Origin of the sequence: Mesorhizobium sp. XAP4 (genome assembly GCF_029269325.1) — a bacterium.
In the GTDB taxonomy this organism is placed as follows: Bacteria; Pseudomonadota; Alphaproteobacteria; order Rhizobiales; family Rhizobiaceae; genus Mesorhizobium; species Mesorhizobium ciceri.
The window spans coordinates 84,121-102,168 of sequence record NZ_JARIXW010000003.1; the positions used below are offsets into that span (position 1 = coordinate 84,121).

The following is an 18,048-nucleotide window of genomic DNA, read 5'->3' on the forward strand; positions in this document are numbered from 1 at the left end:
CCGTTTGAATGACGATCCGGCGTGCCGGCCTGACGGTCGTCAATTTGCCGCCCCTGAAAGTCTGGGAGACTGATGGTCTGCTCGGGTGATTGGTGTATCGGGACGAGATCAAATACAGAATACAGAACGACAAAAGGTTTGATTGATCTAAGTTGTTGCTCCGCATCAGGTATTTTGTGCGAACGACCGTGGCGTCTTTGAAAGTGTGTGGAAGCAAGGACATAAGCCCCTTTTGCGTGTTCCATTCTGGACTGCGTTACTAGCGTGAATTGCCATTTTTTGGGGGAGTTATCCCCAGCCTGTGCACGCTGTGGGTCGCGTTTCGTTGGTCCTGCGCCACGAATCCGCTGCATTTTCCTCAAAGTCGACGTATGCAAGCAGAGCGTAATAAGGGGGGCGACGGATCGCGGCTGCTATGCGCACCAAGAAAGGTTTGAGCCATCACAATTTACGGAAGTAACGGCGCGGCAGTGTCGCGCGAACGACCGCTGGTCATGAAAACATCGGGGGCCGGTTCTCCCGAGCTGCGTTCCGCCATTCTCGCCTGCATGCCTGGGCTGCTTGGCGTGGCGCTGTTTTCGGCAGTGATAAACATTCTCGCCCTGACCGGTTCGGTTTATATGTTGCAGATCTACGATCGCGTTCTGCCGTCGCAGAGCGTTCCCACCCTGGTGGGGTTCACGATCGGCATGCTGGGCTTGTATGCGGTCTACGGGCTCCTGGATTTCGTGCGGCTTCGCGTGCTGGTCCGCATCGGCAGTCTTCTCTATAGAAATTTGCAGGAAAAGGTGTTCTCCATCTCCCTGTCCTTGCCGCTCAAGGCAGGACGTGATGCGGGCCGTCTGCAGCCTTTGCACGATCTTGACCGACTGCGCGGCTTTCTTTCCGGAACGGGACCGACGGTCATCTTCGACGCTCCGTGGATCCCTTTTTATCTGGTGATCATTTATTTGCTCCATCCTTTGCTCGGCTTGTTGGCAACCGTCGGCGCGATCGCCGTGGTCCTCCTGACGGCGGTTGCGGAAGTCTTTAGCCGTGGTCCGGCCGCGCGCGCCTCCGAAGGCTTGTCGTCGCAACGGGCGCTTGCCGACTCCGCCCGGCGCAACGCCGAGGTTGTTCATGCAATGGGGCTTGCTGGTCGACTGGCTCGACGCTGGAGCGACGTCAGCCGTGCATATCTTGGTCAGCAGGAGCGCCTCTCGGATGTCGTCGGTGGCGCCAGTTCCTTCTCGAAGGCGCTTCGCATGGGTCTGCAATCCGGCGTTCTGGGGCTCGGTGCCTACCTGGTCATCGGCGGTGAAGCTTCTCCTGGGGTGATTATCGCATCTTCCATATTGCTCGGCCGGGCCTTGGCCCCAGTTGACGCGGCGATTGCAAACTGGAGAGGTTTTCTATCGACCCGGCGCAGCTATAGCGAGCTGGCAGCTGTCATGGCTGCATTTGGCAGTCAGGACGATCCGATGGAATTGCCTCGTCCACAGGCACGATTTGCCGTCGAGCAACTGACAGTCGCGCCGCCCGGCCTGACAAGACCGACCGTTGTAAATGTAAGTTTCCACCTGTCGAGGGGGGCTGGAATGGCCGTCGTCGGCCCGAGCGGCTCCGGCAAGACGACGCTGGCCCGTTCGTTGGTCGGGGTGTGGAAGCCGCTCCATGGCTCGGTGAGATTGGACGGCGCCTCTCTCGATCAATGGAACTCGGAACATCTCGGCGCCCATATCGGCTACATGCCGCAGGATGTGGAGTTGTTTGACGGCACGGTAGCAGACAACATTTCGAGGTTCCGAGGCAAGACGGATCCAAAAGGCGTCCTTGCGGCGGCAAGAGCCGCCGGCGTCGAGAAAATGATCATGCAACTCCCTCAGGGATTTCAGACCCGCATCGGGGAGGGGGGAGCAGCCCTGTCGGCAGGGCAGAGGCAACTCGTGGGTCTCGCCCGAGCACTTTATGGCGAGCCGTTCCTTGTCGTGCTCGACGAACCGAACTCGAACCTCGACGTGGATGGGGACGCTGCCCTGGCCGGCGCCATACGGGCAGTGCGTCAGCGCGGGGGCATCGTCATTGTCGTTGCGCATCGTCCCTCGGCACTCGCCAACATCGATCAGGTGCTGGTTATGTCGAACGGGACGGTTCATGCCTTTGGCTCGCGCGAGGAGGTCTTGGCGAACGTGCTCCGACCTTCACCGCCTGTTTCACCTCGGCCATCTTCTTTGGCGCCGATACCGGGGGTTGCCGGGCATGCATGAGGCTCTGCTCGAAACATTCGTCACCTTCTCGTCCTATGCCCGGACCCTTCGTGGCAGCAAAGGGCCTGCCGTGAGCTCGCCAGATCTGCCGGACGGTATTCGGGCCAACCTGATATTCGGCTTGGTGATTACAGGTCTGCTGGTCCTTGGCGGCGGCCTGTGGCTGGGATTGACCAAGATCGCCGGCGCCGTGGTTGCACCGGCCACCGTGGTGGTAGAAAGCAACGTCAAGAAGGTCCAGCATCAAACCGGAGGCACAGTGGGCGGAATCTTCGCGCAGGACGGAGATCATGTACGAGCCGGCGACGTGCTGGTCAGGCTGGATGACACGCTGACACGCGCGAACCTGCAAATCATCAGCGAGGATCTCGATCGCGCGACCGTTCGCCTCGCCCGGCTGGAGGCCGAGCGCACGGGCTTGGCGGAAATGCAGCTGCCGGTCGACCTGAAGGCGCGAATGAACCAACCGGAGCTGGCGGCGCTCGTCAACGGCGAACGCGCTCTCTTTGAAACGCGCGCTTCGGCTTTGGCTGGACAGAAGGCGCAGTTGAGAAGCCAATCCCAGCAACTTGAACGTCAGATCGACGGTCTTAAAGCGCAACAGAGCGCGGTGGATGAATCGGTTGCCCTGCTGAGCAAGGATTTCGCCGACGTTGATTCCCTCTACGCCAAAAAACTCGTCTCCAAGGAGAGGGTAAGCAACATCAAGTTGGATGCCACCCGGGCCAGGGGAGAATCGGGTCGCCTCGCTGCAGCAGTAGCTGAAGCCCAGGCGCGCATCAGCGAAACGGGGTTGCAGATGCTGCAGCTGGATGACCAAAGGCGCACTGACGTGACGACCGAACTCCGCGAGACGGAAGCCAAGCAGACCGAACTCAACGAACGGAGGATTGTGGCGCAGGATGAACTGACCAAGACAACGATCCGCGCGCCACAGTCCGGAACGATACAGGAATCGGCTGTCCATACCGTCGGCGGCGTTATCGCGCCTGGCGAGATGCTTATGACCATCGTACCTGATACCGACGATCTTGTGGTGGACGCGCTGATCCCTCCGTCGCGGGTCGACGATGTCCGGCCTGGGCAGCCGGTATCAATCCGTTTTCCGGCGTTCGACGTGGGAACCACTCCGGTCTGCCAAGGGTCAGTGAAACACATCTCGGCAGATCTGATTAAAGACCCGCAACGTCAGCTTTCCTATTTTTCGGCGCGTATCAAGGTTGAAAGCAAATCAAGCTGCCTGACCGAAGCGAAGGTGCTGAGGCCAGGTATGCCCGCCGAGGTTCATATCCGCACCGACGAACGCAATGTCTGGTCTTATCTGTTGAAACCCTTTGCGGATCAGATGTCCAAAGCGTTTACGCAGTGATGGCGAGGTGGAGGAGGGCGTGACCAATAGGATATCGGGATTTCTGGCGGCCCGACGGCTTTTGGGGGCGGGCGGCCGTCGAGCCTAACCGGCGACGCGGGGATGAAGCGCCTCCGGCTGGAGGAAACATGCGCGTTGTGTGACGCTACCGCATCATTCGAATAGCGAGGCTGGTTTACCGTCCCCAGACAACGGCATTCTCATGCCGTTTGATGATGTGCTTCAGGTTTTCGAAGGCGGTCGTGACGTGGCCGGCGAAGCGCTCTGCCGCCGGTGAGCGTGGTCCGCTGACCCGGCGAAGGATACCGAGTGAGCGGCTGGGCTGCGGGATTTCATAGGGCAGCACCGTAACCCGGCTCTCCTTGCGCTGCGCGAAGACTACGGAGAATGGCAGCACGGCCAACGCATCGGTTTCGGCAAGGAAGTTGATCACGCTCATCAGCGAGCCTCCCGAATAGCGGATGTTCAGGTCCGACATGCCGATGCTCATCAGGATCATCTGCAGGTCCGACATCAGCGGAGAGCCGGGCAGGGGAGCCACCCAGGGAAAGCTGGTCAGGTCATGCGCCCTGAGGCGGCGATTTCGCAGCAGGGGATGATCGGGCCGGCAAGCCACGACATTGCGTCCGGGCAGGATTTCGGTGAATTCGAAGCCGGGACCAAGGTCGAGCACGCCGATCGGCACGATGCCGAGGTCGATCTGGTTGCTGTCCAGCGCCGCGACCATCTCGGGCAGGTTCATATAGCTCTGCTGAACGGTGACCTCGGGTTCGAGCTTCTGGAATTCTCCGATCATCCGGCTGATCATCGCGTCCATGAAGAACGGCACGCCGCCGACACGGACGACACCTTTGGTGCCTTTCATGAAGCCCTGCACCGCATCCGACGCCTTGCGCGACGCGGTGATGATCGTGCGGCCCTGCGCCGCCAGCTGGAAGCCGAGCGGCGTCGCCTGCAGCGGCCGGCGGCCCTTGAGGAACAGCGGCTCACCCACCCGCGCCTCCAGCATGGCCAGTGATCGGCTGACCGCCGGCTGGGTCAAGCCCAGCATGGCGGCTCCTTCCGACACGCCGCCGGCATCCAGCACCGCGGCGAGCTGCATGAGGTGGCGCTCGTTCAGCTTCATAGCAAAACGCTATACAAGGGACGTCACATCTCATCAAGCATCGCGTCGGGCCGTGCTATCCCGCTTGGCAAGGGGAAGGGAGGCCCCGGCGGAATGCACGGCCAGCACGACCCGAAGCGGGATGAGTCCCCCAAGGCGATATCGACGCAGGCCGAGGAATTCTCGCGGCGCCTGACGGCAATGGGCCAGTCCCGCTTGGCGGCGGCGGCGCAGGCAGCCGTGGATGGTTTGCACGCGCTGATCGTGGAGTTGCGGCCCTCCGGCGAGGAATTCCGCCAGGCGATCGATTTTCTGACCGAGGTTGGTCACTACGCCGATGCGCGGCGCCAGGAATGGGTGCTGTTCGCCGACGTCCTGGGCGTGTCTTCGCTGATCGAGGATCAGAACAGCCCGCGCCCCGCCGGAGCGACACCAAACACCCTGGCCGGGCCCTTCTACCGGGCCGACGTGCCGGAGATGCCACCCGGCGCGAACATCTCGCGCGATCACAAGGGCGAGCCGCTGGAGGTCGCGGGCCGCATCGTCGCGCTCGACGGCGCGGGGGTCAGCGATGCGACGGTCGAGATCTGGCAGGCCAATGCCGAGGGTCTCTACGAGAACCAGGAACCCGACCGGCAGCCGGAATTCAATCTGCGCGGACGCTTCCGTACCGATCCGCAGGGACGGTTCCGCTTCACGACGGTGAAGCCGAAGGGCTATACGCTGCCGTCGGACGGACCGGTCGGTCAATTGATGTCAGCGCTCGGCCTTGGCCTCGAGCGGCCGGCCCATATCCATTTTCGCGTCTCGGCGGAGGGCTTCGAGACGCTGACGACCCACATCTTCGACCGGTCGGACCCTGCGATCGGCCGGGATGCCATCTTCGGGGTCAAACCCGAACTCATGGCCGAGTTCCGCGCGCTGCCGCCCAATGGAGGAAAACGCAAGCACGCGCTCGACCTCAACCTCGTGCTCTGCCCGCAGCGGCGGAGCGATACCGAAACCTCTGGGAGGAGATGACCGATGGCACGTATCAGCGGCTACCACCATTTGACGCTCTCGACCGACAGCGCTCAGGAAGATTTTGATTTCTATACCAAGGCGCTCGGCCTGCATTCGGTGAAGCGCACCGTCTTGTTCGACGGCGTCATCCCGGTCTACCACCTCTATTACGGCTCGCCCAATGGCGATGCGTCGACGATCATCACCACCTTCCCGTTCCGCAAGCCGGGCGTCTATGGCCGCCGCGGGTCCAATCAGTCGCGCACCATCATGCAGTCGATCCCCAGGGGCGCCGCGGATTTCTGGGTCGACCGGTTGAATGCGCGCGGCATCGAGGCCATCAAGATCACCCGTTTTGGCGCCGACCGTGCGGCTTTCGCACATCCCTGCGGTATCCCGCATGAGCTGGTGGAAAGCGACAGGGATCCCCGCGCGCCCATCACCAACGAGGCGCAGGGCATCGGCAAGGCCCACGGCATCAAGGGAATCTACGGCGCCGTGGTGGCGGTGATGGACCGCACCGCCATGGACGACTTCCTGACCATCGCATTGCCGATGGAGAAAGAGGCCGACGACCACGAGGGGCTCGTGTTCCGCGTGCCGGATGCGGCCGGCGTCGCACAGCGCGTGGAGGTCATTGTCGACCGCGACAGCCCGCAGGGCACCTGGACTCTGGCGGGAGGCACGATCCACCACCTCGCCCTCAACACCGGCGACGAAGAGAACCAGTTGAAGCTGCGCGCTCATATCGAGGGCCTCGGCTTCACGGACATATCGGAGCAGAAGGACCGCAACTACTTCAAGTCCTGTTATGTCCGCTCGCCCGGCGGCGCGCTGTTCGAAATTGCCTGGACCACGCCGGAAGGCTGGGCCAAGGACGAGCCTCCGGGCCAGATCGGCAAGACGCTGGTCTTCCCGCCTTGGTTCAAGGACCGCGAGAGCGAATTGCAGGCCGGCCTGGAACAGGCGGATTTCGCGTGAGTTCAGGCAGCGGTCCGCTCCGGCTTGGGCCAAGAGGCCCGGAGGCTAAGGCGATTTGCGTCTTCGTCCACGGCCGCGGCCAATCGCCCGAAGAGATGCAGTCCCATGTGCTGTCGCGGCTTTCCGCGTCGGCCGTGGCCTTCATCCTGCCGCGCGCGCCGCACGGCATGTGGTGGGAGGCGCGTGCCGTCGACCCGTTGACGTCGGTCGCCCGCGCGCAGCTCTCTGACGCGCTCGACCACCTTGCGGCCGCAATGGTTGCGGCGCGTGCCGAACTGCCCGGACTGCCGCTGCTTCTCGCGGGCTTCTCGCAAGGGGCGTGTCTCTCGATCGAATATCTCTGTGCGGGGCTGCCGCCGCCGGACGCTTTGGCGGCCTTCACGGGCTGCCGTGTCGGCGTTCCGGCGGACGAAAGATCCGAGGCGGCGCCGGCCGGAATGCCGATTTATCTTTCCGGTGGTGATGCCGATCCGTGGATACCGGTCTCGGCGTTTGCCGATGCCGCGCAATCGCTGGGCCGGATTGGCGCGAGCCTGCGGGCCGATCTGTTCCCGGGCCGCGGCCATGAGGTCTCGGACGCCGAGATTGCCATGCTGGGCACTATCCTCGACGACCTCGCGGCCGGGCGTGGCCCGCGCATGGAGGCGGCGCGATGATGGACAGCTTCACCTTTCCGGGCCTGACGACACGGGTGGTCTTCGGTGCCGGCACCATGGCTCGCGTCGAGGAGGAAGTCCGGCGGCTCGGCCATGAAAAGGTGATGGTGCTTTCGACGCCGCATCAGAAGGGCGATGCGGAAAGGCTGGCCGCAAGCCTTGGTGGCCTCGCCGCCGGGATCTTTGCCGGCGCGGTCATGCATACCCCTGTCGAGGTCACGGAAAAGGCCATCGATACCTTCCGCGGCAGTGGCGCTTCGGCGGTCGTCAGCCTCGGCGGCGGCTCGACCACTGGGCTCGGCAAGGCCATTGCCGTGCGCACGGGCGCCGACCAGGTGGTCATTCCCACCACCTATGCCGGCTCGGAAATGACCGACATACTCGGCGAGACGGCAGCCGGCGAGAAGACCACCCGCCGCTCGCCGGACATTCGCCCAGAGACGGTGATCTACGACGTCGATCTGACACTGAGCTTGCCGGTAAATCTCACCGTAACCTCGGCGATGAACGCGATCGCTCATGCGATGGAAGCCTTGTATGCCCCCGATCGCAATCCGGTCATCGTGCTGATGTGCAGGGATGCCATGGTTGCCTTTCGGGAAGGCATTCCAAGGTTGATCGGCAATCCGCAGGATCGCGCGGCGCGGACGCAGGCGCTCTATGCGGCGTGGTGCTGCTCGACCGCACTCGGCTATGTCTCGATGGCGCTGCATCACAAGCTGGCGCACGTCTTCGGCGGCTCGTTCGACACGCCGCACGCCGAAACCCACGCCATCCTGCTGCCCTACACGACCGCCTTCAACGAAGCGGCGGTGCCCGATCTGCTGCGCCCGATCGCTGAGGCATTCGGTGGTGGTTCGGCGGGCGGCGGGCTCTGGGATTTCGCACAGTCGGTCGGCTCTCCGCTGAGCCTGAAGGCGATCGGCATCGAGGAGGCCGATCTCGACCGCGCGGCGGCAATCGCGGTGAAGAATGCCTATGCGAATCCAAGGCCGATTGATCCGGGATCGATAAGGGAACTCCTTCAGGCGGCGTGGGAGGGACGCCGTCCGGGGGACTGAGAACAAAACAAGAGGGAGGAACCAAACATGATCACAAGACGCAGCCTACTGAAAGCCTCGGCGGCGACAGGCCTGGCGCTCGCCGGTTCGCGCCTGGCGACGCCGGCCATCGCGCAAGGCGCCAAGATCCGCCTGGGCTATGTTTCGCCGCAGACGGGGCCGCTCGCCGGCTTCGCGGAAAGCGACGCCTACAACATCAAGGCCTTCCTCGCTTCCGAGGCGGGCAAGAACTTCGAGGTCATCGTCAAGGACAGCCAGTCGAACCCCAACCGCGCGGCCGAGGTAGCCAAGAGCCTGATCGTCGATGACGAGATCAACCTGATGCTCGTCGGCTCGACGCCCGAGAACACCAATCCGGTGGCCACCACCTGCGAGGCGGAGGGCGTGCCGGTGATCTCGACGATGGCGCCGTGGCAGCCCTGGTTCATCGGCCAGCAGGGCAATCCGGCCGATCCGTCCTCGTGGAAGCCTTTCAACTTCGCCTATCACTATTTCTGGGGTCTCGAGGACATCATCGCCGTCTACACCGGCATGTGGAAGCAGCTTTCCACCAACGGCAAGGTGGGAGGGCTGTTCCCCAACGATGCCGACGGCAATGCCTGGGGTGATCCGAAGAACGGCTTGAAGCCGGGCCTCGATGCCGCCGGTTTCAGCCTTGCCGATCCCGGCCGCTATCAGAACCTGTCGGACGATTTCACCGCGCAGGTCAACGCCTTCAAGGCGGCCAATGCCGAGATCGTCACCGGTGTGGTCATTCCGCCGGACTTCACCACCTTCTGGAACCAGGCCCGCCAGCAGGGCTTCAAGCCCAAGGCGATAACGGTGGCCAAAGCGATCCTCTTTCCGCAATCGGTCGAGACGCTGGGCGATGCTGGCCACAACCTCTCATCCGAGGTCTGGTGGTCGGCCTCGCATCCGTTCAAATCGTCCGTGACGGGCGAGAGCTCGGCGGAAATCGCGGCGGATTTCACCGCCAAGACCGGGCGCCCCTGGACGCAGCCGATCGGTTTTGTCCATTCGCTGTTCGAGGTGGCGGCCAATGTCATGGGGCGCGTTTCGGATCCGACCAATGCCGAGGCGATCGCGGCGGCCATAGCCGCCACCGACATGACGACGGTGGTGGGGAAAGTGGCATGGAGCGGTGCGGGACTGCCGCCTTTCGCCGCGAAGAACGTCTGCAAGACGCCGCTCGTTGGCGGCCAGTGGCGGAAGAAGGCCGGTGGCGGCTTCGATCTGGTGATCGTCGAGAACGCCGGCGCTACCGAGATTCCCACCGCTGGCAAGATGGAAGCCCTGGCCTGACGCTGCCGGGGGCGGCTGCGCCGCCCTCGTTCGGCGCGACCCAAGGATGACTGTGATGATACTCAGGCTGGAAAACGTTTCGAAGTCCTTCGGCGCCCTGAAGGTTGCGGATTCCGTGACCGTCAGCGTGCCGCGCGGCGAAGCGCTGGGCATTATAGGCCCGAACGGCGCGGGAAGATCGACGCTCTTCAACCTGATCACCGGAAACTTGTTTGCAAATGAGGGCCGCATCGAATTCCTCGGCCGCGACGTGACCCGCGCTCCGGCCATGGAGCGGGTGCGCATGGGCGTCGGCCGCAGCTTCCAGATTCCGCAGCCTTTCGAGGGGCTGACCGTGTTCGAGAATCTCTTGACCGCCGCCGCCTTCGGCCGCGGCGGACGCGAGGCCGAGATGGTCGAGGATTGCGCTGGTATCCTCGAGGCGACGGAGCTCCTCAGGAAAGCCAATTTCGTGGCCGGCTCGTTGAGCCTTCTCGACCGCAAGCGCCTGGAACTCGCCCGCGCCTTGGCGACAGGCCCCGAACTTCTGCTTCTGGACGAGATCGCGGGCGGTCTGACGGAGGGCGAATGCAAGGCCCTGGTCGCGACGATCAGAGCCATCCACGCGAGGGGGACCACCATCATCTGGATCGAGCATGTGCTGCATGCCCTGAATTCGGTGGTCGAGCGGCTCCTCGTGCTGGATTTCGGGCGCGTGATCGGGATCGGCGCGCCTGATGAGATCATGGCCTCGAAGGCGGTTCGCGAAATCTATCTGGGGCTCGAGGTCTGATGCTGGAAACGCGCGGCCTCACCGCGAATTACGGCCAGTTCCGGGCACTGTTCGGTGTGGATATCACCGTGGCCGCGGGCGAATGCGTGGCGATCATCGGCGCCAACGGCGCCGGCAAATCCACGCTGATGCGCTCGATCACCGGCGTGATCGGCAACGCGCCCGGCATGGTGCTGCACAGGGGCGAGCCGATCGGCGCGCTGTCTTCGGCCGAGATCATGAAGCGCGGCATCGCCATGGTGCCGGAGGGGCGCCGGCTGTTCCCTTCGCTCACCGTCGAGGAAAATCTGCTGGTCGGCGGGCAGGCGCGTAAGGTGCAGGGGCCGTGGAGCCTCGACGCGGTCTATGACCTTTTCCCGATCCTGGGCGAGCGGCGCAAGAGCCCCGGTACCGCGCTCTCGGGTGGCCAGCAGCAGATGGTGGCGATCGGCCGGGCGCTGATGTCGAACCCCGAATTGCTGCTTTGCGACGAGATCAGCCTCGGCCTCGCGCCCGTCGTCATCCGCGATATCTACGCAGCACTTCCCAGGATCCGCCAAGGCGGCGCCGCGATCGTGCTGGTGGAGCAGGATATCGGCAAGGCGCTGGCAGTGGCCGACCGCGTCTACTGCATGATGGAGGGTCGCGTCACGCTGGCCGCCAGGGCGGCCGAGGTCACGCGCGAAGATATCCACTCTGCCTATTTCGGAGTGGCGGCATGACGCGGGAACCAAGGCTCGGTCGTCTGCTCGCACAGCACCCTTGTGGCCTGATCGAGGTGGCGCGGCGATGATCTGGCTGGACACCCTCGTGCAAGGGATTCTGCTGGGCGGGCTCTATGCCCTGTTTGCAGCAGGGTTGAGCCTCGTCTTCGGCATCATGCGGCTGGTGAACCTAGCCCATGGCGACCTCATCATTCTTGCCGCTTATCTGGTTTTGATGGGCGTCACGCTGCTCGGCTTGTCGCCCTGGATCGCTGCCCTGATTGCCATGCCCGTGATGTTCGGGCTCGGCTGGCTGCTGCAGGCCGCCGTCCTGAACCGCGTGCTGGGCAAGGACATCCTGCCGCCGCTTCTGGTCACGTTCGGCCTGTCGGTCGCCTTGCAGAACGGCCTGCTCGAGGCCTTCTCCGCCGACAGCCGCCGCATTCCGGTGGGCGCGTTGGAAGGGGCATCGCTCGATCTAGGGCTGGTCACGGTTGGGATCATGCCGTTGATGACCTTTGCCTCGGCGATCGTGACGATCATTGCGCTCAACGCGCTCTTTTACCACACCGCCCTCGGCCGTGCCTTCCGCGCCACCTCGGACGACGCCGTGACGGCGGGGCTGATGGGGATAGAGCCGAAGCGGATTTTCGCGATCGCCACCGGGATCGCCATGGTCGTGGTGACGCTGGCGGCGCTCTATCTCGGCATGCGCGCGAACTTCGATCCTTCGATCGGACCGGCGCGGCTGATCTATGCCTTCGAGGCGGTGATCATCGGCGGCCTCGGCAGCCTGTGGGGGACGCTTGCCGGCGGGATCATCATCGGGGTGGCGCAAACGTTTGGCGCCGCGCTCAATCCGGAATGGCAGATCCTGGCCGGCCACATCGCCTTCCTGGCCGTGATGCTGCTCAGGCCGCGCGGGCTTTTTCCGCGCGCAGTGGATTGAGGGCCGGCATGTATCGACTGACAACCCGCACCCGCGCCGGAACCGTGACCGCGATCATCGTGCCGATCTTCCTCGTCGCCGCGCTCGCGCTGCCTGCCGTGGCCTCGCGTGGTGTCATACAGGATCTGTTCTTCATCCTCACCATGCTGACGCTGGCGCAGATCTGGAACCTGCTGGCGGGCTATGGCGGCCTGGTCTCGGTGGGCCAGCAGGCTTTCGTCGGCATCGGCGCCTACGCGATGTTCGCCGGCGTGATCCTGCTCGGCTGGAATCCGGTCCTGGCGATCCCGCTGGGCGCCCTTGCGGCACTGGTGCTGGCGGTTCCGACGGCCTTTTTCGCGTTCCGCTTGCAGGGCGCGTATTTCGCCATCGGCACCTGGGTGATCGCCGAAGTGACGCGCCTGCTGGTTGCGCAGTGGAAGGCACTTGGCGGCGGCACCGGCACGTCGCTGCCGCGCGAGGCGACGAGCAGCATCCTGGGCACCGATGCGGTCCGGGCGCTGTTCGGCGTCCGCGAGGCCGCGGCACGCGATGTCATGGCCTACTGGCTGGCTTTGGCGCTGGTCGTGGCCGTGACGGGCGGCATCTACTGGCTGCTGCGCAGCCGCCTCGGGCTGGCGCTGGCGGCCGTGCGCGACAATGTCGACGCGGCGCAATCGGTGGGCGTCGATACCGCCCGGCTCAGATGGGCGGTCTTTCTGATCGCCGCGGCTGCCACCGGGCTGACCGGCGCGCTGATTTTCCTGCAGACGGCCCGCATCTCGCCGAGCGCGGCCTTTGCCGTCACCGACTGGACCGCCAACGTCATCTTTATTGTCGTCATCGGCGGCATCGGCACCATCGAGGGGCCGATCCTCGGTGTGCTGGTCTTCTTTGCGCTGCGCTCGGCGCTGGCCGACTACGGCAGTTGGTACTTGATGACGCTCGGCCTCATCGCCGTTGTCGTGATGCTTTTTGCGCCAAAGGGGCTCTGGGGCCTGATCGCGTCCCGCAATGGCCTGCACCTGTTTCCGGTCCGCCGCAGGCTGACCGGTCCGAAGATCGAGGGAGGAATTTGATGGCGGATATCGAAACCGACGTGCTGATCGTCGGCACTGGCCCGGCCGGCTCGGCCACCGCCGCGCTGCTGTCGAGCTACGGCGTGGCCAACATGATCGTCAATCGCTATCGCTGGTTGTCGAACACGCCGCGTGCCCACATCACCAACCAGCGCACCATGGAAGTGCTGCGCGACCTCGGTCCGGATGTCGAGGCAGAGGCCATGATGCACGCCTCGCCGCAGGAACTGATGGGCGAGAACGTGTTCTGCGAAAGCCTGGCCGGCGAGGAGATCGGCCGCATGAAGAGCTGGGGTACAGCGCCGCTCTCCAAGGCCGAACATCTGCTGTCGTCTCCCTGTTTCATGAACGATTTGCCCCAGACCTTCATGGAGCCGATCCTGTTCAAGTCGGCCTGCACCCGCGGGACGCAGGCACGCATGAGCACGGAATATGTCAGCCATGTCCAGGATGCGGACGGCGTGACCACGACCTGCCGCGATCGGCTGTCGGGTAAGGATTTCACCGTGCGGTCGAAGTTCCTCGTCGGCGCCGACGGCGGCAACTCGCTGGTGGCCGAGCATCTGGGCCTGCCGCTCGACGGTAAGATGGGCGTCGGCGGCTCGATGAACATCCTGTTCAGGGCCGATCTGTCGAAATACGTCGCGCACCGGCCGAGCGTCCTCTACTGGGTCATGCAGCCCGGCGCCGACGTCGGCGGCATCGGCATGGGTCTGGTTCGCATGGTGCGGCCGTGGGATGAGTGGCTGATCGTCTGGGGCTACGACATCAACCAGCCGCCGCCGGAGGTAACGCCGGAACTGGCCACCGAGGTCGCGCGTCAATTGGTCGGAGATTCCGCGCTCGAGATCGAGCTCCTGGGCGCCAACACCTGGACGGTGAACAACTGCTTCGCCACGCACATGCAGAAGGGGCGGGTGTTCATCATGGGCGACGCCGCGCACCGGCATCCGCCCTCGAACGGGCTCGGCTCGAACACATCGATCCAGGATGGGTTCAATCTCGCCTGGAAGCTTGCCAAGGTCGTCAAGGGGCAGGCGGGCATCGGGCTTCTGGATAGCTACTCTGCCGAGCGCGCACCGATCGCGCGCCAGATCGTGACGCGGGCGAACCAGTCCATTGCCGAATTCGGACCGATCTTCGAGGCGCTCGGCATGGATGGCGGCGTCGATCACGACAAGATCCAGAGGAACATGGAGGCCCGCGCCGACGCGACGCCCGCGGCCGAAGCGCAGCGCGAGGCGCTCCGCAAGGCTATCGCCTTCAAGAAGTACGAGTTCGACGCCCATGGCGTCGAGATGAACCAGCGCTATGCGTCCGGCGCGGTGGTGACCGACGGCCAGCGCGAGCCGGCATTCGAGAAGGATCGCGAGCTGCACTATGCGCCAACGACGTGGCCGGGCGCGCGCTTGCCGCATGTCTGGGTGTTCGAGCGCTCGGGCAGGAAGGTCTCGACGCTCGATCTTTGCGGGCATGGCGAGTTCACGCTTTTGACCGGTATTGGCGGCGAGGCGTGGGTCGCCGCGGCGGAGACGGTGGGCGCGGAGCTCGGTCTGCCGATCCGCAGCCATGTGATCGGCCCGCGCCGCACGATCGAGGATCATGCCGGCGACTGGGCCGGCGCGCGGGAGATCCGCGACACCGGCTGCCTGATCGTCCGTCCCGACCACCACGTCGCCTGGCGTTCCGAAACGCTCGCGGCCGATCCGGCGGCCGAACTGCGCCGGGTCTTCAAATCCGTTCTGGCGCGCTGAGGAGGATCGCATGATTGACGAACACGAATCCGGCTATTTCACCGAGGCGAACTCGGTCGAGGTCGTCGTGGCGCGCAACAGGAACGCCAAAGACGAGCGGCTCAAAGAGGTGATGGAGGTCATCACCCGAAAGCTGCACGAGGCGGTGAAGGAGATCGAGCCGACGCAGGAGGAATGGTTCGGCGCGATCATGTTCCTGACGCAGACGGGCCAGATCTGCAACGAATGGCGGCAGGAGTACATCCTGCTGTCGGATGTTCTCGGCGTCTCGATGCTGGTCGATGCGATCAACAACCGCAAGCCGTCGGGTGCCTCGGAATCCACGGTGCTGGGGCCTTTCCACGTCGCCGACGCGCCCGAATTGCCAATGGGATCGAACATCTGCCTCGACCAGAAGGGCGAGCCGATGTTCGTGCATGGCCGCATCCTCAATACCGAGGGTAACCCGATCGCAGGCGCCAAGATCGACGTCTGGCAGGCCAATGACGAGGGTTTCTACGACGTGCAGCAGAAGGGCATCCAGCCCGACTTCAATCTGCGCGGGGTGTTCCGCACCGGTGCGGACGGACGTTACTGGTTCCGCGGCGTGAAGCCCAAATACTACCCGATCCCGGATGACGGTCCGGTCGGCAGGCTGCTGGGCGCGCTAGGCCGCCACCCCAATCGTCCGGCGCATCTCCACTACATCGTCGAGGCCGAGGGCTTCGACGCGCTGACCACGCACATCTTCGATCCGGACGATCCGTACATCGATTCAGATGCCGTCTTCGGCGTGAAGAAAAGCCTGCTCGCCGAATTCCGCAAGGTCGAGGACGCCGAAGCCGCGGCCAGGGTCGAGGTCGCGGCGCCGTTCTACGACGTGGAGTTCGATTTCGTGCTGTCGCGCAAGGGAGGAAACTGATGGCCGCACTTGAGAAGATGTTCGATGTCAGAGGCAAGTCGGTGATCGTCACCGGCGGCGCCAGCGGCATCGGGCAGGCCTATTCCGAGATCATGGCCGAGCACGGGGCGAAGGTCTGCATCTTCGACCTGAACCCTGCCGGGCTGGAGAAGACCGTGGCGGCGATCAGGGCGGCGGGTGGCGATGTCTGGGGCCAGGTCGTCGATGTCGGCGACCGTGCGGCCATGGCGGCCGCCTTCGACAAGGTGGCCGAGAAGGCCGGCTCGATCGACGTCGTGTTCGCCAATGCCGGGATCGACGCCGGGCCGGGCTTCAACACCCCGACGGGCGAAAGGAACCCCGAGGGCGCCATCGAGAACCTGCCCGACGAGCACTGGGACAAGGTGATCGAGATAAACCTGACCTCGGTCTACACCACGATCAAGCATGCCGTGCGGCACATGAAGCCGAATGGCGGCGGCCAGATCATCGTCACGTCGTCCATCGCCTCGCTGATCAACGAGAGCATCGTGGGTACACCCTACATGCCCGCCAAGGCCGCGGTGAACCATCTCGTTCGCCACATGGCGATGGAGCTCGGCGCCTACAACATCCGCATCAACGCAATCCTGCCCGGGCCGTTCATCACCAACATCGCCGGCGGCCGGCTGCGCAATCCGGCGGACCGCAAGGCCTTCGAGGCCCAGTCGCTCATCGGCCGGATCGGTGACCCTGAAGAGATCAAGGGCCTGGCGCTCTATCTGGCGTCGCCGGCCGCGTCCTACGTGACGGGCTCGCTGATCGTCATCGATGGCGGCTCGCTGCTGAGGATGACCTGAACAAGCTTTGAACTGAGACCGGTCCCGTGGGCCGGAGAAACTTAACCCAGGGAGGAACCGACAATGACCTACTACAACAAACTGGTGAAATCGGGCTTGCGGCCCAGCCGCCGAAGCGTCCTGAAGGGGATTGGAGCCGGCGTTGCCGCCAGCACGCTGGGCATGCCGACCTATCTGCGCGCCGCGACGGCGGGGAAGATCAAGCTCGGCTATCTCAGCCCCACGACCGGGCCGCTCGCCCTGTTTGGTGAAACGGATGGCTACACCTTGCAGAAAATCCGCGCCCTGCTCGGCGGCCAGCTGCAATGTGCCGACGGCAATACTTACGAGATCGAGATCCTCGATCGCGACAGCCAGTCCAATCCGAACAAGGCATCGGAAATCGCCGGCAACCTCATCCTGAACGACGAGGTGCATCTGCTCGTACCGGCCTCGACCACCGACACGATCCTGCCCGCGGCCGAGCAGGCCGAGCTTTATGAGACCCCCTGCATTTCCTCCGGTGCTCCCTGGCAAGCGGTGATCATGCCGCGCGGCGGCGGCAAGCAGACCTTCGGCTGGACCTATCATTTCTTCTGGGGCCTCGACGAGGCGCTGAACACCTTCGTCGGACTCTGGAGCCATCTGGAGACCAACAAGAAGGTCGGCATGCTGTTTCCGCAGAACATCGACGGCGAGACCTGGGGCAACGACGAATATGGCTTGCCAGCGCCGACCCGCAAGGCCGGCTACGAGGTCGTGGTGCCCGGCTATTTCCAGCCCCGCACCAATGATTTTTCCGCACAGATCGCCGAGTTCAAGAAGCAGGGCTGCGAGATCATCGGCGGCATTACCTATCCGGACGATCTGAAGACCTTCGTCACCCAGAGCAACCAGCAGGGCTTCAAGCCGAAGGCGGTCACGGTGGCGGCGGCACTCCTGTTCCCGGGGGGTGTCGAGGCCATGGGTCCTCTAGGCAACGGCATGTCCTTGGAGGTCTGGTGGACACCGGCGTTCCCGTTCAAGTCGTCGCTGACCGGGCAGGTCAGCAGCGACATCGCCAGCCAATGGGAAGTCGATTCGAAGCGGCAGTGGACGCAGCCGCTGGGCTATTCGCATGCCTTGCTCGAGGTCGCGCTCGACATCCTGAAGCGCTCTTCCAATCCGCTCGATCGCACAGCCAACCGAGACGCCCTGGTCGCTACCGATCTGCAGACGCTGGTCGGTCATATCAAGTTCGACGGCTCGCCCCACAAGAACATCTGCAAGACGCCGATCTTCGGCGGCCAGTGGGTGAAGGGCGAGAAATGGCCTTATGACCTGAAGATCGTCGACAACACGGTCAATCAGCTCTTCGCGCCGCAACAGGCTATTCAGCCGATCGCCTGGTGACATGAGCGGGGACGCGGGCA

Annotated in this window: 16 protein-coding genes; 15 read left to right on the top strand and 1 reads right to left on the bottom strand. The window is 64.1% G+C overall.

Annotation, left to right across the window (positions count from 1 at the left end; genetic code table 11):
* Window positions 1–494 precede the first annotated feature (494 nt).
* The gene (locus tag P3C39_RS13885) at window positions 495–2,246 is read left to right on the top strand and encodes a type I secretion system permease/ATPase (RefSeq protein WP_275953872.1); all 1,752 of its coding nucleotides are present in this window, start codon (window positions 495–497) and stop codon (window positions 2,244–2,246) included.
* Complete coding sequence (locus P3C39_RS13890; protein ID WP_127367990.1) at window positions 2,239–3,615, top strand: HlyD family type I secretion periplasmic adaptor subunit; 1,377 nt, start codon at window positions 2,239–2,241, stop codon at window positions 3,613–3,615. Before P3C39_RS13885 ends, P3C39_RS13890 begins: the two co-directional genes overlap by 8 nt.
* A 175-nt stretch (window positions 3,616–3,790) precedes the next feature.
* Here P3C39_RS13890 and P3C39_RS13895 read toward each other — a convergent pair whose 3' ends face one another.
* The gene (locus P3C39_RS13895; protein WP_013533101.1) at window positions 3,791–4,741 is read right to left on the bottom strand and encodes a LysR family transcriptional regulator; all 951 of its coding nucleotides are present in this window, start codon (window positions 4,739–4,741) and stop codon (window positions 3,791–3,793) included.
* A 93-nt stretch (window positions 4,742–4,834) separates the two neighbouring features.
* Between P3C39_RS13895 and P3C39_RS13900 the strand changes: the two genes are divergently transcribed.
* The 13 genes from P3C39_RS13900 to P3C39_RS13960 all read left to right on the top strand — a co-directional run bounded on the left by P3C39_RS13900 (window position 4,835) and on the right by P3C39_RS13960 (window position 18,028).
* Complete coding sequence (locus P3C39_RS13900) at window positions 4,835–5,740, top strand: dioxygenase (RefSeq protein ID WP_275953871.1); 906 nt, start codon at window positions 4,835–4,837, stop codon at window positions 5,738–5,740.
* A 3-nt stretch (window positions 5,741–5,743) separates the two neighbouring features.
* The gene (locus P3C39_RS13905) at window positions 5,744–6,703 is read left to right on the top strand and encodes a VOC family protein (protein ID WP_013533099.1); all 960 of its coding nucleotides are present in this window, start codon (window positions 5,744–5,746) and stop codon (window positions 6,701–6,703) included.
* A complete protein-coding gene (locus tag P3C39_RS13910) occupies window positions 6,700–7,359 on the top strand; it encodes a dienelactone hydrolase family protein (protein WP_013533098.1) in 660 nt (219 codons plus the stop codon). The genes P3C39_RS13905 and P3C39_RS13910 overlap by 4 nt, the downstream gene beginning before the upstream one ends.
* Window positions 7,359–8,420 carry a maleylacetate reductase gene (locus P3C39_RS13915; protein ID WP_063170176.1) on the top strand — a complete coding sequence of 354 codons (1,062 nt, stop codon included), beginning with the start codon at window positions 7,359–7,361 and terminating at the stop codon, window positions 8,418–8,420. Before P3C39_RS13910 ends, P3C39_RS13915 begins: the two co-directional genes overlap by 1 nt.
* A gap of 27 nt (window positions 8,421–8,447) precedes the next feature.
* Window positions 8,448–9,722, top strand: coding sequence for an ABC transporter substrate-binding protein (locus P3C39_RS13920; RefSeq protein WP_063171517.1), 1,275 nt, complete (start codon window positions 8,448–8,450; stop codon window positions 9,720–9,722).
* Window positions 9,723–9,777: 55 nt separating this feature from the next.
* On the top strand, window positions 9,778–10,494 hold the full coding sequence (locus tag P3C39_RS13925) for an ABC transporter ATP-binding protein (protein ID WP_275953870.1): 717 nt from the start codon (window positions 9,778–9,780) through the stop codon (window positions 10,492–10,494).
* Complete coding sequence (locus P3C39_RS13930) at window positions 10,494–11,195, top strand: ABC transporter ATP-binding protein (protein WP_063171519.1); 702 nt, start codon at window positions 10,494–10,496, stop codon at window positions 11,193–11,195. The genes P3C39_RS13925 and P3C39_RS13930 overlap by 1 nt, the downstream gene beginning before the upstream one ends.
* Before the next feature lie 67 nt (window positions 11,196–11,262).
* Entirely contained in the window at window positions 11,263–12,126 is an 864-nt protein-coding gene (locus tag P3C39_RS13935; protein ID WP_013533093.1) for a branched-chain amino acid ABC transporter permease, read from the top strand.
* Between the two features lie 8 nt (window positions 12,127–12,134).
* A complete protein-coding gene (locus P3C39_RS13940; RefSeq protein WP_063167501.1) occupies window positions 12,135–13,184 on the top strand; it encodes a branched-chain amino acid ABC transporter permease in 1,050 nt (349 codons plus the stop codon).
* Window positions 13,184–14,938: an FAD-dependent monooxygenase gene (locus P3C39_RS13945; RefSeq protein ID WP_063167502.1), complete on the top strand. Its 1,755-nt coding sequence runs from the start codon at window positions 13,184–13,186 to the stop codon at window positions 14,936–14,938. Before P3C39_RS13940 ends, P3C39_RS13945 begins: the two co-directional genes overlap by 1 nt.
* A gap of 10 nt (window positions 14,939–14,948) precedes the next feature.
* On the top strand, window positions 14,949–15,839 hold the full coding sequence (locus P3C39_RS13950) for an intradiol ring-cleavage dioxygenase (RefSeq protein ID WP_275953869.1): 891 nt from the start codon (window positions 14,949–14,951) through the stop codon (window positions 15,837–15,839).
* On the top strand, window positions 15,839–16,657 hold the full coding sequence (locus P3C39_RS13955) for an SDR family NAD(P)-dependent oxidoreductase (RefSeq protein WP_013533089.1): 819 nt from the start codon (window positions 15,839–15,841) through the stop codon (window positions 16,655–16,657). The genes P3C39_RS13950 and P3C39_RS13955 overlap by 1 nt, the downstream gene beginning before the upstream one ends.
* A gap of 63 nt (window positions 16,658–16,720) precedes the next feature.
* On the top strand, window positions 16,721–18,028 hold the full coding sequence (locus P3C39_RS13960; protein ID WP_275953868.1) for an ABC transporter substrate-binding protein: 1,308 nt from the start codon (window positions 16,721–16,723) through the stop codon (window positions 18,026–18,028).
* Window positions 18,029–18,048 lie beyond the last annotated feature (20 nt).

Excerpts from the sequence above, each read along its gene's own strand:
- P3C39_RS13935 (WP_013533093.1), top strand. The coding sequence starts at position 11,263 with ATGATCTGGCTGGACACCCTCGTGCAAGGGATTCTGCTGGGCGGGCTC.
- P3C39_RS13895 (WP_013533101.1), bottom strand. The coding sequence starts at position 4,741 with ATGAAGCTGAACGAGCGCCACCTCATGCAGCTCGCCGCGGTGCTGGAT.
- P3C39_RS13915 (WP_063170176.1), top strand. The coding sequence starts at position 7,359 with ATGGACAGCTTCACCTTTCCGGGCCTGACGACACGGGTGGTCTTCGGT.
- P3C39_RS13940 (WP_063167501.1), top strand. The coding sequence starts at position 12,135 with ATGTATCGACTGACAACCCGCACCCGCGCCGGAACCGTGACCGCGATC.
- P3C39_RS13945 (WP_063167502.1), top strand. The coding sequence starts at position 13,184 with ATGGCGGATATCGAAACCGACGTGCTGATCGTCGGCACTGGCCCGGCC.
- P3C39_RS13960 (WP_275953868.1), top strand. The coding sequence starts at position 16,721 with ATGACCTACTACAACAAACTGGTGAAATCGGGCTTGCGGCCCAGCCGC.
- P3C39_RS13890 (WP_127367990.1), top strand. The coding sequence starts at position 2,239 with ATGCATGAGGCTCTGCTCGAAACATTCGTCACCTTCTCGTCCTATGCC.
- P3C39_RS13885 (WP_275953872.1), top strand. The coding sequence starts at position 495 with ATGAAAACATCGGGGGCCGGTTCTCCCGAGCTGCGTTCCGCCATTCTC.
- P3C39_RS13955 (WP_013533089.1), top strand. The coding sequence starts at position 15,839 with ATGGCCGCACTTGAGAAGATGTTCGATGTCAGAGGCAAGTCGGTGATC.
- P3C39_RS13925 (WP_275953870.1), top strand. The coding sequence starts at position 9,778 with ATGATACTCAGGCTGGAAAACGTTTCGAAGTCCTTCGGCGCCCTGAAG.
- P3C39_RS13905 (WP_013533099.1), top strand. The coding sequence starts at position 5,744 with ATGGCACGTATCAGCGGCTACCACCATTTGACGCTCTCGACCGACAGC.
- P3C39_RS13900 (WP_275953871.1), top strand. The coding sequence starts at position 4,835 with ATGCACGGCCAGCACGACCCGAAGCGGGATGAGTCCCCCAAGGCGATA.
- P3C39_RS13930 (WP_063171519.1), top strand. The coding sequence starts at position 10,494 with ATGCTGGAAACGCGCGGCCTCACCGCGAATTACGGCCAGTTCCGGGCA.
- P3C39_RS13950 (WP_275953869.1), top strand. The coding sequence starts at position 14,949 with ATGATTGACGAACACGAATCCGGCTATTTCACCGAGGCGAACTCGGTC.
- P3C39_RS13920 (WP_063171517.1), top strand. The coding sequence starts at position 8,448 with ATGATCACAAGACGCAGCCTACTGAAAGCCTCGGCGGCGACAGGCCTG.